This is a genomic window from Methylobacterium isbiliense, from assembly GCF_022179325.1.
Classification (GTDB): Bacteria; Pseudomonadota; Alphaproteobacteria; order Rhizobiales; family Beijerinckiaceae; genus Methylobacterium; species Methylobacterium isbiliense.
Genome location: NZ_BPQQ01000023.1, coordinates 71,559 through 86,402, shown reverse-complemented (window position 1 = coordinate 86,402; position 14,844 = coordinate 71,559). Strand labels below are relative to the sequence as shown.

At 71.6% G+C, this 14,844-nt stretch carries 15 protein-coding genes; 4 read left to right on the top strand and 11 right to left on the bottom strand.

The window, feature by feature from the left end; translation table 11 throughout:
* Nucleotides 1-315 precede the first annotated feature (315 nt).
* On the top strand, nt 316-1,191 hold the full coding sequence (locus MFF61_RS11480) for a LysR substrate-binding domain-containing protein (protein WP_238235254.1): 876 nt from the start codon (nt 316-318) through the stop codon (nt 1,189-1,191).
* A 19-nt stretch (nt 1,192-1,210) separates the two neighbouring features.
* Here the strand turns inward: MFF61_RS11480 and MFF61_RS11475 are convergent, their stop codons facing one another.
* The 3 genes from MFF61_RS11475 to MFF61_RS11465 all read right to left on the bottom strand — a co-directional run bounded on the left by MFF61_RS11475 (nt 1,211) and on the right by MFF61_RS11465 (nt 2,764).
* Nucleotides 1,211-1,411, bottom strand: a complete 201-nt coding sequence (locus MFF61_RS11475; RefSeq protein ID WP_238235253.1) for a Flp family type IVb pilin — start codon at nt 1,409-1,411, stop codon at nt 1,211-1,213.
* Between the two features lie 109 nt (nt 1,412-1,520).
* The gene (locus MFF61_RS11470; protein ID WP_238235252.1) at nt 1,521-1,766 is read right to left on the bottom strand and encodes a DUF3072 domain-containing protein; all 246 of its coding nucleotides are present in this window, start codon (nt 1,764-1,766) and stop codon (nt 1,521-1,523) included.
* A gap of 110 nt (nt 1,767-1,876) precedes the next feature.
* A complete protein-coding gene (locus MFF61_RS11465; RefSeq protein WP_238235251.1) occupies nt 1,877-2,764 on the bottom strand; it encodes a branched-chain amino acid aminotransferase in 888 nt (295 codons plus the stop codon).
* A 193-nt stretch (nt 2,765-2,957) separates the two neighbouring features.
* Here MFF61_RS11465 and MFF61_RS11460 point away from each other — a divergent pair, with 193 nt between their 5' ends.
* Genes MFF61_RS11460 through MFF61_RS11450 form a run of 3 tightly spaced genes read left to right on the top strand, consistent with a single transcriptional unit; the run spans nt 2,958 to nt 5,656 of the window.
* Nucleotides 2,958-3,506, top strand: coding sequence for a MarR family winged helix-turn-helix transcriptional regulator (locus MFF61_RS11460; RefSeq protein WP_373324677.1), 549 nt, complete (start codon nt 2,958-2,960; stop codon nt 3,504-3,506).
* Between the two features lie 4 nt (nt 3,507-3,510).
* Nucleotides 3,511-4,233 (top strand): response regulator, encoded by a 723-nt coding sequence (locus tag MFF61_RS11455; protein WP_238235250.1) that lies wholly within the window; start codon nt 3,511-3,513, stop codon nt 4,231-4,233.
* A gap of 4 nt (nt 4,234-4,237) precedes the next feature.
* Nucleotides 4,238-5,656, top strand: a complete 1,419-nt coding sequence (locus tag MFF61_RS11450) for an ATP-binding protein (RefSeq protein WP_373324676.1) — start codon at nt 4,238-4,240, stop codon at nt 5,654-5,656.
* Nucleotides 5,657-5,684: 28 nt separating this feature from the next.
* Here the strand turns inward: MFF61_RS11450 and MFF61_RS11445 are convergent, their stop codons facing one another.
* From MFF61_RS11445 to MFF61_RS11410, 8 genes are all read right to left on the bottom strand, one after another.
* The gene (locus MFF61_RS11445; RefSeq protein WP_238235249.1) at nt 5,685-6,896 is read right to left on the bottom strand and encodes an NAD(P)/FAD-dependent oxidoreductase; all 1,212 of its coding nucleotides are present in this window, start codon (nt 6,894-6,896) and stop codon (nt 5,685-5,687) included.
* A 107-nt stretch (nt 6,897-7,003) separates the two neighbouring features.
* Entirely contained in the window at nt 7,004-8,647 is a 1,644-nt protein-coding gene (locus MFF61_RS11440) for a B12-binding domain-containing radical SAM protein (RefSeq protein ID WP_238235248.1), read from the bottom strand.
* A 792-nt stretch (nt 8,648-9,439) separates the two neighbouring features.
* Entirely contained in the window at nt 9,440-10,420 is a 981-nt protein-coding gene (gene denD / locus MFF61_RS11435) for a D-erythronate dehydrogenase (protein ID WP_238235247.1), read from the bottom strand.
* Nucleotides 10,421-10,439: 19 nt separating this feature from the next.
* Nucleotides 10,440-11,186, bottom strand: coding sequence for an SDR family oxidoreductase (locus MFF61_RS11430; RefSeq protein WP_238235246.1), 747 nt, complete (start codon nt 11,184-11,186; stop codon nt 10,440-10,442).
* Nucleotides 11,187-11,210: 24 nt separating this feature from the next.
* Nucleotides 11,211-12,380, bottom strand: a complete 1,170-nt coding sequence (locus MFF61_RS11425; RefSeq protein ID WP_238235245.1) for a GNAT family N-acetyltransferase — start codon at nt 12,378-12,380, stop codon at nt 11,211-11,213.
* Nucleotides 12,377-13,249, bottom strand: a complete 873-nt coding sequence (locus MFF61_RS11420; RefSeq protein WP_238235244.1) for an isocitrate lyase/PEP mutase family protein — start codon at nt 13,247-13,249, stop codon at nt 12,377-12,379. Before MFF61_RS11420 ends, MFF61_RS11425 begins: the two co-directional genes overlap by 4 nt.
* A 136-nt stretch (nt 13,250-13,385) precedes the next feature.
* Nucleotides 13,386-13,931, bottom strand: a complete 546-nt coding sequence (locus tag MFF61_RS11415; RefSeq protein WP_238235243.1) for an adenine phosphoribosyltransferase — start codon at nt 13,929-13,931, stop codon at nt 13,386-13,388.
* A gap of 76 nt (nt 13,932-14,007) precedes the next feature.
* The gene (locus MFF61_RS11410; RefSeq protein ID WP_238235242.1) at nt 14,008-14,802 is read right to left on the bottom strand and encodes an inositol monophosphatase family protein; all 795 of its coding nucleotides are present in this window, start codon (nt 14,800-14,802) and stop codon (nt 14,008-14,010) included.
* Nucleotides 14,803-14,844: the final 42 nt, after the last annotated feature.

The window sequence follows — 14,844 nt, the reverse complement described above, 5'->3', positions numbered from 1 at the left end:
AGCGCGAGGGCGCCGACCACCTCGGTGCGCGTGAGGCCGAGATCCTTCAGCATCCGGTCGTCGAGGTCGGCCAGGCGGTGGGCGGCGCGGCGGTTCTGCCACAGACGGATGGCCTGCACCGCGATCCGGCCGGTCGCGCGACCGGCCCGCAGGACCAGCGAGAGAACACCGAAGGGAGCAAAGCCGATCCTCATCGTGACCTCCAGCGGCGCCCGTCGGAAGGAGCGGCCGCGCCACCCTCATAGTCCCGCTCGACCGATCCGTTGAGCGAATGGTTGAGATGTGTCACATCACGGATGCTGATGAGAGGCCGCCGTGGTCCATCCCCTCGATATCGACCAGCTCCGCACCTTGGTGGCGATCGCCGACAGCGGCTCCTTCACCCGGGCCGCAGACCTCGTCCACAAGACGCAATCCGCGGTCTCGATGCAGATGCGGCGCCTGGAGGAACGGGTCGGCCGCGAGGTCTTCTCGCGCGCCGGACGGGGCGTGCGGCTCACCGACGACGGCGAGCGGCTGCTCGACTACGCGCGCCGGATCGTGCGCCTCCAGACCGAGTGCCTCGCCACCTTCGACGAGGGCGATCTCGCCGGGCGGGTGCGGCTCGGCCTGCCCGACGACTACGCCGAGCGCTACCTGCCGGAGATCCTGGCCCGCTTCTCGCGTGCCCATCCGCGGGCCGAGGTGACGGTGGTATGCGAACCCACCGACATGCTGGTCGCGCGCCTCGGGCAAGGCGACATCGACCTCGCCATCGTGACCGAGACGCGCCAGCACGGCGGCATCGAGACGATCCGCACCGAGGCGCTGCTGTGGGTTGCATCGAGCCGCCACCGGGTTCATGCCGAGACGCCGCTGCCTCTCGCGCTCGGCCGCCCTCACTGTGTCTGGCGCCGCGCCGCGACCGCCGCCCTGGAGCGCGCCGGGCGGCCGAGCCGCGTCCTGTTCGTGAGCTGGAGTTCCACCGCGGTCGGCGCCGCGGTGCTGGCGGGGCTCGCCGTCTCGGTCCTGCCCGAGAGCGCCCTGCGCCCGGGCATGCGCACACTGAGCCCGGCCGAGGGCTTCCCTGCCCTGCCCGCCTGCCGCATCGGGCTCATGCGCCACCGCGCGCCCGAGCCGCAGCCCCTCGCCGACGCGCTCGCCGGGCAGATCCGTCAGAGTCTGAGCAACCTCGGCGCGGCCGCCGAGTAGCGAGCCGCGTCAGGATGGCTCAGGCTCCGCTGAGGACGGCCACCACCTTGGTACTCAGAGTTGCATAGAGAATGCGCAACTGGTCGCCGTAATTCCCGACGCCGACGGCCAGGACCAGGAAGACCAGTGTTACGATCAAGCCGTACTCGATCGCCGTCGCTCCCGATTCGTCGTTCAGGAAGCGGCGTGGCGATCCGACGCTGCGCCAAAGGCTGCCCACGACGCTCTCCTGTTCCGACCTGTGCGAGAACTACACGCTAACCTCCTCACCATCCGTTAAGAGGATGCCCGAAAGGACGGTTGCGACCGATCCTCTCGGGCCTTGCGCCTCAAGCCTTGCCGGTGGCCTTGCGCAGGCTGTCGATGCGCTCTGAGGCCTCGGCCTTGTCGAGATCCGGATCGAACGCCTCCTCGTCTCCGGCCTCCTCGGACAGTGTCTTGAGGTAGGAGGCCTGGGCGCCGGTCATCGGCTCGCCGCCCGTGGTCCAGTCCTTCGGATCCTTGATGCGGTTCGATGCGTCGCTGCCCTTCGGATCCGTGTCGTCGTGACGATCGATCGCCTTCCTGGCTGTCATGTCGGCTCCTCTTCGTTCACGTATTGTTCTCGGTACGGGAACGCCGGAGACGGGCCTCCGGTTCCGGGGCACGGGGCCCGCGGCCCGCGGCCCCGCGCTCCGGTGAAGCTTCAGGCTGCCCGGGCGCGGGGCTGCACCTCGGCGCTGTAATCGTCCATCAGCGTGCGGGTCATGGCCGCAGGCTGGAAGCGGTAGGGGCCGATCTCCGACACCGGCGTCACCTCGGCGGCCGAGCCGGTGATGAAGCATTCGGAGAAATCCGCCAACTCCTCGGGCCGGATGCGGCGCTCGATGACCTCGAAGCCGCGGCGGCGGGCGAGCTCGATCACCGTCTGCCGGGTGATGCCGTTCAGGAACCGGTCGGCGAGCGGCGTATGGATCGCGCCGTCCCGGATGAAGAACACGTTGGCGCCGGTGCACTCGGCGACGTTGTCCTCCCAGTCGAGCATCAGGGCGTCGGCGTAGCCCTTGTTCTCGGCCCGGTGCTTGGAGATGGTGCAGATCATGTACAGGCCCGCCGCCTTCGAGGAGGAGGGCGCGGTGCGGGGATCGGGCCGGCGGTACTCCGCCATGTCGAGGCGGATGCCCTTCATCTTGGTGGCCGGGTCGAAATAGCTTGGCCATTCCCAGGCCGCGATGGCGAGGTGGATGGTATTGGCCTGGGCCGAGACGCCCATCATCTCCGAGCCGCGCCACGCGACGGGGCGCAGGTAGGCGTCCGCAAGCCCGCTCTCTTTGAGCACGAGCTTCTTGGCGGCGTCGATCTCGGCCACCGAATAGGGGATCTCGAAGTCGAGCAGCTCGGCCGAGCGGCGCAGGCGCGCGGAATGCTCCGTGCACTTGAAGATCTCGCCGCCGTAGGCGCGCTCGCCCTCGAACACGCACGAGCCGTAATGCAGGCCGTGGCTGAGTACGTGAATCTTCGCGTCCGCCCACGGCACCATGCGGCCGTCGAACCAGATGTGACCTTCACGCTGGTCGAAGGGGATGACGGACATGACGATGATCCTCGTATGCGGTTCGTTTCCGCGAAGGCGGCCAACTCGCAACCTTCGGTCTTCGCAGACGCGAAAGACGTTCATTCGTTTCGCCGGCGGGGTTGACGGGTATCAACGGGGCTGAGATATGTCAACAAGGCTGACGTAAATCCGAGGGCCGTGCGCGGCCCTCGCCGCACCATGGGGGACGACGGTGAAGCAGGCTGCCCGGACGCGACCCCTTTCGCCTGAGCCTCCCGACGCCGCCAACGAGGACCTGCCCGAGGCCGGGCACGCCGACGACCTGATCGAACTCCTGTTCTTCGCCTACCGCGACTTCGTCTCCGATCCCGACCGCATCCTGGAGGAATACGGCTTCGGCCGCGCCCACCACCGCGTCCTGCACTTCGTGGAGCGCAACCCCGGCCTCACGATCGCCGAACTCCTCGATATTCTGCGCATCACCAAGCAGAGCCTCAACCGGGTGCTCAAGGAATTGATCGAGACCGGCTACATCGAGCAGCGCGCCGGCACGAGCGACCGTCGCCACCGCCTCCTCACCTGCACGCCCCGCGGGCGGCGCCTCGCCGAACAACTCGCCGAAGTGCAGGGCGAGCGGGTGCGCCGGGCGCTGGCCGAGGCGGGCCCGGCCGCCCGCGGCCCGGCGAGCCGTTTCCTCCTCGCGATGATCGACCCTACGGATCGGCCGGGGGTGAGCCGGCTCCTCGCGGCCGCACCGCCGCGCCCGGCGGACGAGGCCTGAGGCGATGCCGGTGCTCGTCACGCAGGCGGACCTGCCCGATCACGCCCCCCACATCCTCGTGGTCGACGACGACCGGCGGCTGCGCGACCTTCTCTCGCGCTTCCTGTTCGAGCACGGCTACCGGGTGACGGCGGCGGCGAGCGCCGCCGAGGCCCGGGCCAAGGGCGCCAACCTCGTGTTCGACGCCCTCGTCCTCGACGTGATGATGCCGGGCGAGACCGGGTTCGACTACGCCCGCCAGATCCGCCTGACCTCGCAGGTGCCGATCCTGATGCTCACGGCCCGCTCCAACCCGAACGACCGGGTGACGGGGCTGGAGATCGGCGCCGACGACTACCTGCCCAAGCCTTTCGAGCCGCGCGAGCTGATCCTGCGGCTCGCCAACATCCTGCGGCGGCGCCACGGCGGCGGGGCGGCCGAGCCCTCCGCGCCCCTCGATGCGGTGCGCTTCGGGCCGTTCCTGTTCCGGGTCGAGCGGGGCGAACTCACCCGCGACGACGAGCTGATCCGCCTGAGCGAGCGCGAGCGCGAGATCCTCACCATCCTGGCGCTCGCCAAGGGCGGCAACGTGGCGCGCGAGGCGCTGGCGGGCGCCAGCGAGGCCGGCAACGAGCGCACCATCGACGTGCAGATGAACCGCCTGCGCCGCAAGGTCGAGGACGACCCGGCCAATCCCCGCTACGTCCAGACCGTGCGCGGCGTGGGCTACCGCCTCGTGCTGGACTAGTCGGGTGGCGGCGTCGCCGGGCCCGTTCGCGGGAGCGCAAGGGCCGCCCGGGCTCGACGCCCGTCCGACCGGGGCGGCCCGCCTCGACCCCCGGCGGCTGTGGCGCCGCATCGGCCGGTTGCTGGCCGACCGGCTGCCCAAGGGCCTCTACGCCCGCTCGCTCATCATCATCATCGCGCCGGTCGTGCTGCTGCAATCGGTGATCGCCTACACGTTCATGGAGCGCCACTGGCAGCTCGTGACGAAGCGGCTCTCGGCGGCGGTGACGGCGGATGTGGCCGCCCTGATCGACATCTACGAGAGCTACCCTCAGGACCGGGACGCGGCCACGCTCCAGCGCATCGCGGGCGAGCGCTTGAACCTCGACATCGACATCCTGGAGGGGGCCAAGGTGCCGCCAGCGGGGCCGCGGCCGTTCTTCTCGCTCCTCGACGAGGCCCTCTCGGACGAGATCCGCCGCCAGATCAACCGGCCCTTCTGGATCGACACGGTCGGCCGCTCCAGCCTGATCGAGATCCGCGTCGAGATCCCGGGCGGGGTGATGCGGGTCATCGCCCGGCGCAGCCAGGCCTACGCGTCGAACTCGCACATCTTCCTGCTCTGGATGGGCGGCACCTCGCTGGTGCTGCTCGGCGTCGCGATCCTGTTTCTGCGCAACCAGATCCGCCCGATCCTGCGCCTCGCCGACGTGGCCGAGAGCTTCGGCAAGGGCCGCGAGGTCGAGTTCCGGCCCCGCGGCGCGCGCGAGGTGCGCAAGGCCGGTCTCGCCTTCATCGAGATGAAGCGGCGCATCGAGCGGGCGATGGAGCAGCGCACCACGATGCTGAACGGGGTCAGCCACGACCTGCGCACCATCATCACGCGATTCCGCCTCTCGCTCGCGCTGCTCGAACAGACCCCGGAGATCGACGACCTGCGCCGGGACGTCGACGAGATGAGCCGGATGCTGGAAGCCTATCTGGCCTTCGCGCGGGGCGATTCCGGCGAGCAGGCCTCGCCCGTCAACCTCCGGGCGCTGCTGGAGGATCTGCGCACCGACGTCGAGCGGCTCGGCGGGCACGTCAGCGAGGTGGCGGTGACCGCCCCGGCCACCGTGACGGTCCGGCCGGACGCGTTCCGCCGCTGCCTGTTCAATCTCGCGGCCAATGCCGCCCGCTACGGCGACACCATCGCGATCACCGCCCGGCAGGAGAGCCGCTGGCTCGCCGTCTCGATCGACGACGACGGCCCGGGCATCCCGCCCGAGCAGCGCGAGGAGGTGTTCAAGCCCTTCGTGCGCCTGGACGATGCCCGCCAGGACGCGGGCGGCTCCGGCCTCGGCCTCGCCATCGCCCTCGACATCGCCCGCATGCACGGCGGCGACGTCTCGCTGCACGACAGTCCGCTCGGGGGCCTGCGGGCGACGGTGCGGATCCCGGCCTGACGGCAAGGCCCGCGGCGAGGCGCCCCGGCTATGCCGGCCGCACGATCGGGCGGGCCTGAAGGATCGGGGCGGCGGCGGCCAGGATCGCGGCGCGGTCGCGCAGCGGCGGCACGATCCGCTCCCGGTTGATGGTCCGCTTGGTCGCCTTCGCCTCCGGGCCGGACGCCACCAGCGTGTCCCGGTCCCAGCCCGCCGTGTAGGCCGCCCCCCAGGCGCCGAGATCGAGGACCGTGACGTAGTCGGGCGCCGCGAAGGCGAGGCGCGCCTCGGGGCAGCCGAGGAGGTCGCAGGCGGCGTTGTGGCCGGCGAGCCGCCCCATCGGACGCGCGTGCTGGCAGGACATCACCGTGGCGTGCCCGGCCGCGTCCGCCGCCGCCCGCGCCACGTCCCCGGCCGCGTAGAGGCCGGCCACGCCCTCGACCTGCAGGAAGGCATCGACCGGAACCCGGCCGAGAGGGTCATGTGCGACCGGCAGCGGGGCCGCAAGCGGGCTCGCTCGCAGGCCCGTCGCGCACAGGACCGTGTCGGCGGCGATCCGGGATCCGTCGGCGAGGCGCACGCCGTCGGGCTCCACCGCCACGACGCCGGTCTGCCGGTGCACCTCCACGCCTGCCGCGGCGAGCGCCTCACGGATCGCCGGCCGGGCCGCGCCCATGTCGGCGCCGGGCTCCGCACCGCGCTCGATGAGCACCACCCGGGCCGGGTCGGCGGGCGAGGCGAGATCCCGCAGCCGGGCGGGCAGCTCGCAGGCGGCCTCGATCCCGACGAGGCCCGCCCCGACCACCACCGCGGTCGCGCGTCCGGGCCGCGGCTCGGTGCGCGCGAGGTCGCGCAGGTGCTCTGCGAGCCGTGCGGCGCCCGCGTAGGTGTCGACGTCGAGCATCCGCTCCGCGCCCGAACACGGCGGACGGGCGAGCGTGCTGCCCGTCGCCAGCACGAGGCGGTCGTAGGAGAGAGCCTCCGCCGCTCCGGAGAGCCGGACCTTGCGCAGCGCCGGATCGATGCTCTCCGCGCGGGCCTGCACCCGCGCGACGCCGATTGGCCCGAGCACGTCGTCGAGCGCGACGCGCAGGCCGTCGAGGTTCGGCTCGTAGCAGCGCACCCGGAAGGTGTGGAACGGGTCGGGCGCCACGAGGGTGATGGCGAGGTCGCCGCCCCGCTCGCCCGCCAAGCGCGCGGCGGCCGCTGCCGCCCACAGGCCCGCGAAGCCGCCGCCCAGGATGACGAGCCGCCCTGCCATCGCCCCCTCCCCGCTCGTGCCGGCGCGCTCCCGAAAAGTCGCACCGGAGGCCCGGAGGTTCGCCCGCCACGCCGGCCGGCGCAACCGTCCGGCGGGACGATCGGGCGTCAGGCCACGGCCGCGACGCGCTCCTCGCCGCAGCCCTCGGCACGGGCCGGCAGCGCCTCGGGTTCGGCCCAGCCCCCGGCATCGATCTGCGCGATGCGCGCGTCGATGGTCCGCACCACGAACTGCGCGAAGGGATAGAGATGGGTGAAATGCGCGATGTTGCGCAGCACCGCCTCGTAGGATTTCGGGCGGTGGCGCACGCAGTCGTAGAGCGTGTGCCAGAAGTGGCGCGCCAGTTCGGGATGCCGCACATGCATGGCCCAGAGCAGGCGGCCGAACGCGACCACGTCGCGCCGGGCCGTCTGCCAGTAGAACCTGCGCTGGCGCAGGGTCGGCCGGTCGAGCAGGCGCCCGAGCCGGCGCACCCGCGCGAAATAGGCGTCCGCATCGTAGGTCTGCGCGACCACGTCGCGGTAATCCTGCATGATCTCGCGGCGAGGGCGCAGGGTGGTGAAGTTGAGACCCGCCGTGCACATGTCGCCGGACTCGGTCATGGAGGCGCGGAAGCGGTCGAACAGGCGCCCCTCCCGCGACAGGCGGCGCGACAGCTGGGTGTTGGGCAGGGCCGTGAGCAGCCCGACCGTCGCGGTCGGGATGCTGGTGTCGCGGATGCAGGTGCTCATGCTCTGCGCGACGCTCTTCTCCTCGGTGTCGAAGCCGACGATGAAGCCGGCCGCGACGTACATGCCCGCCTTGTAGATGCGGTGGACGCTCTCGGCGATGCTGCGGCGGGTGTTCTGCTTCTTCTGGGTCTGGACCAGCGTGGCCTCGTCGGGCGTCTCGATGCCGACGAACAGCGCGAAGAAGTTGCAGCGGCGCATCAGCCGCAGCAGCTCCGCATCGTCCGAGATGTTGAGCGACGCCTCAGTCGAGAACTTGAACGGGAAGCCATGTTTCTCCTGCCACGCCTGGAGGTGGGGCAGGAAGGCCTTCACGGCCTTCTTGTTGCCGATGAGGTTGTCGTCCACGAAGTCGACGTGGCCGCGATAGCCGAGGGCGAGCAGGCGGTCGAGTTCCGCCAGCATCTGCTTCGGCGTCTTCGTCCTCGGGGCGCGGCCGTAGAGCTCGATGATGTCGCAGAACTCGCAGGTGAAGGGGCAGCCGCGCGAGAACTGGACGTTCACCCAGAGATAGTGCCGGAAGTCGAGCAGGTCGAAGCGCGGGATCGGCGACGCGGTCACGTCGGCCTTGAACTTCGGGGCGGTGAAGCGGCCGCGGCGCTCGCCGGCCTCCCAGGCGGCCACGAACTCGTGGATAACGCCCTCCGCCTCCCCCACCACGATGAAGTCGGCCTCGTCGAAGACCTCGGGCGTCGAGGTCGGGGCCGGGCCGCCGAGGCAGATCGGCACGCCGAGCCGCCGGCAGCGCTCCATCAGGGCGAAGATCGCCGGTTCCTGCGGCAGCATCCCGCCCGACATGACGAGGTCGGCCCCCAGGATATCGGCGTCGGTCAGCTCCTGTGCGTTGCAGTCGATCAGCCGGAGCTGCCAGGTCTGCGGCAGCATCGCTGCCAGCGTGATCAGGCCGAGCGGCGGGGCGAGGCAGCGCGCCCCCTGGAGCGCGCAGGCCGCCTCGAATCCCCAGAACGAATTCGGATTGAAGCGCGGCGAGACGAGGAGAATGCGGGTTTCAGGCTTCGGCATCACGGCTGGCTCCGTCTCGTCTCCGGATCAGACGAGGTATAGCCACCCCTCGTCCGATATGCCGTGCCCCAGCCGACACAGTCGGCCGCCGCCGATGCGAAGGAAACGGCTGCTGTCGATGGGACGACGGGATCGGGGATATTTGCGCCTTTTTGGCGGCGGGTCGGGCTAGTGACACGTGATGCTGATTCGACGTCAGCTCGACAAATTTGTCCCTGCGGGTGGCGATTCGATAAGGATGCCGAGGTCCGCAGGTCGTGCCGCGATGCGTCTTGGACAGACTAGCGGCAGATGGTTTTCCCAGGCCGCGCTGTCATCACGCGCGCCGGCTGCGTGAGGCGACATGACGGGTATTTCGCCCGAATTGATATTTCCGGCTTCATCGAGGCCGGCGGCGATCTCGGACCGGACTGCATGCAGCGTCATGGCGCGGCGCGCCGGCCTCCCGTGCCGGCCACGTCTTTGCCCGGCGCGGGCAAGGAGACCCGTGTCCGCACGCCGGCCCGAGGCAAGCGCGTCCGTTGCCCGGCCGATCAGGGGATCGCGGTAAGGCGCGGGGAGAGGTTATGGAGGATGGACGATCCCGCGTGGCGCGCCTCGCCGCGCGAAGCGGCGCCTGCGCCAGCCAACGTCTCCATCCGATCGGGCAGGCCCGAGGTCGAGCGGACACCTGCGCCTCGACCAGCGAGATGGCGGCGCGACGACGATGCGGGATGGCAGGGCGGTCAAGCATGCCCGCCACTCCCGCTGGAGGAGTGTCGCGGTGCCGGAACCGGCCCCGCCGAGCGATCCTCAGGCGGCGATGCGCCCGCCCAGCTCGTCCTCGATATGCGCCCGGATGATCGTCTCGAAATCGGGCTCCGCGGTGAAGCCGAGTTCGGTGGCCCGGCGCGCGTCGAAGGCGCGGGGCCAGCCGGCCACGATGCGCTCGATGGTCGGGTCCGGCTCGCGGCGGATGCGGGCGACCACGGCATCGCCCGCGATGCGGCGCAGGGCCTCGATCTGCTCGGCCACCGTCACGGCGACGCCCGGCATGGTGAGATTGCGCCGGTCGCCGAGGCGAGCACCGTCGATCGTCGCGGCATGCAGCAGGAAGCCGACCGCGGCGCGGGGCGACGCATGCCAGTGGCGCACCGAATCCGAGACCGGCAGCACCGCCTCCTGCCCGGCCAGCGGCTCGCGGATGATGCCGGAGAAGAAGCCCGACGCCGCCTTGTTGGGCTTGCCCGGCCGGACGCAGATCGTCGGCAGGCGGATGCCCACCCCGTCGAAGATCCCCCGGCGGGTGTAGTCCGACAGAAGGAGTTCGCCGATCGCCTTCTGGGTGCCGTAGCTGGTGAGGGGCGCCGTCAGGTACTCGTCGCCGATCGGCTCGGGCATGGGCGCGCCGAACACCGCGATCGAGGAGGTAAAGACGAGGCGCGGCCGATACCCCTCGCCGATCGCCCGCACGGCGTCGAAGAGCTGGCGGGTGCCGTCGAGGTTGATGCGGTAGCCCTTGTCGAAATCGGCCTCCGCCTCGCCGGACACGATGGCGGCGAGGTGGAAGATCACGTCCGGCCGCCCCGCCACCAGCCGCTCGGCCTCGCCGGGGGCCGAGAAGTCCGAGGCCGAGAGCGAGACCGGCACGCGCACCGGCGGGGCCTCCGGCGCCACGACGTCGTGGAGCGTCAGGCGGGTGACGGCCGTGCCGCCGAGCTGGCCGTCCTGGGCCAGCCGGGCCAGGAGCTTGCGCCCGACCATGCCGGCGGCGCCGAGAATCAGGATGTGCATCGGAGTCTCCGCAGCAGGCTCAGAGCGCGAAGCCGCCGTCGACGAGGTGGGTGTGACCGGTGGTGAAGCGCGACTCGTCCGAGGCGAGATAGACCGCGAGCGCGGCCACCTCCTCGGCGGTGCCGAGGCGCCCCATCGGCTGCCGGTCGATGAAGGCTTGGCGCGCCGCCTCCTCCGTCGTGCCGGTGGAGGCGGCGAGCGCCGTGATCCGCTCGTCGAGGGAGGGCGACTGGATGGTGCCGGGGCAGATGGCGTTGGCGCGGACCCCCTGGCGGATGAAGTCGCGCGCCACCGCCATGGTCAGGCCGATCACCGCCGCCTTGGTGGCTCCGTAGACGTAGCGGTTGGGTGCGGTGGCGATCGTGGAGACCGCCGAGGCGATGTTGACGATCGAGCCGCCGCCGCGCTCCAGCATCCCGGGCAGGGCGTGGCGGATCGTGCGGTGCATCGATTTCACGTTGAGGTCGAAGGCGAAGTCCCAGTCGGCCTCCGAGCAGTCGAGCACGGTGTTGTGGTGCACGAAGCCCGCGGCGTTGACGAGGATGTCGATCGGGCCCGCACCGCGCAGGCAGGCGGCCACCGCCGCATCCGAGCGCACGTCGAGGGCCGCCGTCTCGGCACCCGCGAGGCCTTCGAGCTTGGCGCGGTCGAGATCGGTGGCCAGCACCCGGGCGCCCTCGGCCAGGAACGCCTCCGCGATCGCCCGCCCGATCCCCTGTCCCGCCGCCGTCACGACGGCGCTCTTGCCCGCGAGACGTCCCACCATGCGTTCACCCTCCCGGTTGGCCCGTCACGCGACGCGCTTGATCATGTGCACCAGGCGGCGGTCCGGCCGGGCCTCGACCCGATCCGTCGTCCAGCCGTGGCGCGCATACCAGCCGATGGTGCGCGCGAGCTTCTCTCCCGTGTAGAGGCGCAGATCCGCGAGGTCGAGATGCTTCGCGCGCTCCTCAACCGCTGCGAGCAGGCGCGTGCCGAGCCCCCGCCCCTGCCGATCCGGCGCCACCGCGACGCTCCACACCAGCAGGTGGTCGGGCTCGGGATCGAGGACGAGCGCGCCGGAAAGGCCGTCGCCCTCCTCCAGGAGCCAGACCTCGTGGGCGTCGATCACGGCGTCGGCCGGCGTGAGGAGCGGCAGCGGCTCGACGCCGAGCAGCGCACGGTTGGGCGCGTAGGCGGCCTTCTGCAGGGCGCCGAGGGCCGGCGCGTCCGCGCGGGTCGCCCGCCGCAGCGGGAGGCCGGGGATGCGCGCCGCGGTGAGCGCCGAGAGGCGCAGGCGCTGCCCACCGTCCGGGCCGTGGTTGCCGGGCGCGAGCCAGCGGTCGTAGGCCTGCCGCACCTGCGGCCATTCCGTATCGAGGAGCGAGAACCACGCCGTGTCGCGGTTGCGGCCCTTCACGATCATGGCCTGCCGGAAGATGCCCTCGAACGCGAAGCCCAGGCGGCCGGCGGCGAGGCGCGAGGGCGTGTTCAGCGCATTGCACTTCCACTCGTAGCGCCGGTAGCCGAGGGTGTCGAAGACGTAGCCGGCGAGCAGCCGCATCGCCTCGGTGGCCCCGGGGCTGCGCTGGAGCGCCGGCGTGTAGAGGATGTTGCCGACCTCGATCACCCGGTTGGCGGGGTCGATCCGCATCAGGGCCGCGTGGCCGACCGCATGGCCCGACCGCGCGTCGAGGATGGCGTAGAACAGCGGGTCGGGCGAGGCCGCGCAGGTCTCGAGGTAGGCCGCGAAGGCGGCCGGGTCGGGGAACGGCCCGCGCGGCATGTACTGCCACAGGGCCTCGGTGCCGGGGCCGACGGCGCCGCCCCCGAGCGCCCCGGCATGCGCCGCCGCGTCGAGCGGCACCAGGGAGACGTGGCGGCCTTCGAGGGTGAGGCGCTCCGGTCGCGGCGCCGGGTCCGCCGGGAGAACGAGGGCGCCGATGGGCAGCCCGGTGGCGGGGTCGATCGTCTGGCTCACGGGCGCTCCGAGTCGCGGGTCCGCGCCTCCCTGGCTTCCAGATCCTTGCGGAAGAAGCCGTTGAGTTCGGCGAAGCTCACCGAGCCGTCGAACCCGCCGAAGCTGCCCTCCTGGCTGATCCGCTTGGCCGCCCGGATGAAGCCCGTCCAGGCGGCGCGGGCGAGCGCGGAGCCGACGCTGATGCGGCGTACCCCGAGTTCCGCCAGATCCGCGACGCGCAGCCCGGGATTGGTGCTCATCAGGATATTGACCGGGCGCGGGCTCAGGGCCGCCACGAGGTCGCGGATCTCCTCGCGGCGCTTCGGTCCCGGCGCGTAGAGCACCTCCGCTCCGGCCTCCGCATAGGCCTGGAGGCGGCGGATCGCCTCGCGCAGCGGCTCGGCATGGCCGGTGAGGTAGGCCTCGCAGCGCCCGGTGAGCAGCACGTCCGCGCCCGTGGCGTCGATGGCCTGCCGCGCCGCCCGGATGCGCTCCACCGCTTGGCCGAACTCGTAGAGCGGCGTCTCGGCCGAGCCGGTCGCGTCCTCGATCGACAGGCCGGCAACGCCGGTCCCGACGCAGAGGGCGACGTTCCGCGCGACGCCCTCCGGGTCGTGCGCGTAGCCGGATTCGAAGTCGGCGTTGACCGGCAGGTCCGTGGCGGCCGCGATCTCGGCGATGTGGCCGAGCATCGCGTCGCGCGGCACCGCCCAGTCGGTGTCCGGCAGGGCGCGCGTGAAGGCGAAACCCGAACTCGTGGTGGCGAGCGCCGGGAAGCCGAGGCCGGCGAGATAGCGGGCGGTGCCCAGATCCCAGGGGTTCGGCATCACGAAGCAGCCCGCGCCGTGCAGCGCCCGGAAGGCGGCGCGGCGGGCGGCGAGATCGGTCATCGGCGTCCTCCTCTGCCGGTTGGGCGCCCCGATGCGCCGGCCGGTTCCGGGCAGAAGCGCCCGAGGCTCTTCTGCGTGGCCTCTCGCTTCCGCACCAGCCTCATCCGCCGAACCGATTCCGCCTCGGCGGATGGGTTCAGTGTCCCTCGAATTCCAGCAGGGTCCAGACCGGCACGTCGAGGGCGCGCAGCTTGGCGGCGCCGCCGAGTTCGGGCAGGTCGATGACGAAGCAGGCGGCCACCACCTCGGCGCCGATCCGGCGCAGCAGCTCGACCGCGGCCGTGGCGGTGCCCCCCGTGGCGATCAGGTCGTCCACCAGCACCACCCGGTCCCCCGGCTTCACCGCGTCGGAGTGGATCTCCATCTCGTCGGTGCCGTATTCGAGCGCGTAGGCGATCGAGACCGTGGCGTGGGGCAGCTTGCCCTTCTTGCGGATCGGCACGAAGCCCGAGGAGAGCTGGTGGGCCACCGCGCCGCCGAGGATGAAGCCCCGCGCCTCGATGCCCGCCACCTGATCGATGCGCCCGCCCGCGAAGGGATGCACCAGGGCGTCCACGGCGCGCCGGAAGGCCCGCGCGTCCCCGAGCAGGGTCGTGATGTCCCGGAAGACGATGCCGGGCTTCGGGTAGTCGGGAATCGAGCGGATCGACTCCTTCAGCGCCGTGAGGGTGCGCGGATCCATGCGGGGCCTTTGTCGTCGCTCAGCGAGGAAAGCGCAGGCGTTAGACCAGATCGCGCGCGCCCTTTCCAGAGCCCCCCTACTGGTTGGCCTTGCGCAGCAGCGCGATCAGGTCGCGATGCAGCCCCTCGTTGCCGCAGGCGACCGAGCGGGCCGCGAGCGCGTCCGGCCCGCCATCGGCGCTGCTCGCGAAGCCGCCGGCCTCGCGCACGAGGATCAGGCCCGCCGCGAGATCCCAGGTCTGCAGGTCGCGCTCCCAGTAGAGATCGACCCGCCCGCAGGCCACGTAGGCGAGGTCGAGGGCGGCCGAGCCGTAGCGGCGCACGCCGCCCGTCACGGCCATCACGGTCCCGAGTTCCTTGAGCAGCCGCGGGTGGTTGCCGCGCCCGAGATAGGGCGAGCCGTAGGCCACCAGCGCATCCGCGAGGTCGCTGCGGCCCGAGACCCGCAGGCGGCGGTTGTTGAGGAAGGCGCCCTTGCCGCGCTCGGCGATGAACAACTCGTCCTTGATCGGGTCGTAGATCACCCCGGCGACGATGTGGCCCTCGCGTTCCAGCCCCACCGAGATGCAGAAATGCGGGATCCCGTGCAGGAAGTTGGTGGTGCCGTCGAGGGGATCGACATGCCAGGTGTGGGTCTTGTCCGGCCCCTCGATGGCGCCGCCCTCCTCCATCACGAGGCTGTAGCCGGGCCGGGCCTTCATCAGCGCCTCGCGCAGCACCGCCTCCGCCCGCTTGTCGGCGGCTGAGACGAAGTTGCCCGGCCCCTTACGCGAGACCTGGAGGTTCTCGACCTCGCCGAAATCGCGCTTGAGGCCGCGCGCGGCCTTGCGCACGGCATCGACCATCACGGTCATCAGGGGAGAGTTGATCATGCGGCGGTCCCGGGTTCGGCGGCCGCACGCGCGATGCGGGCG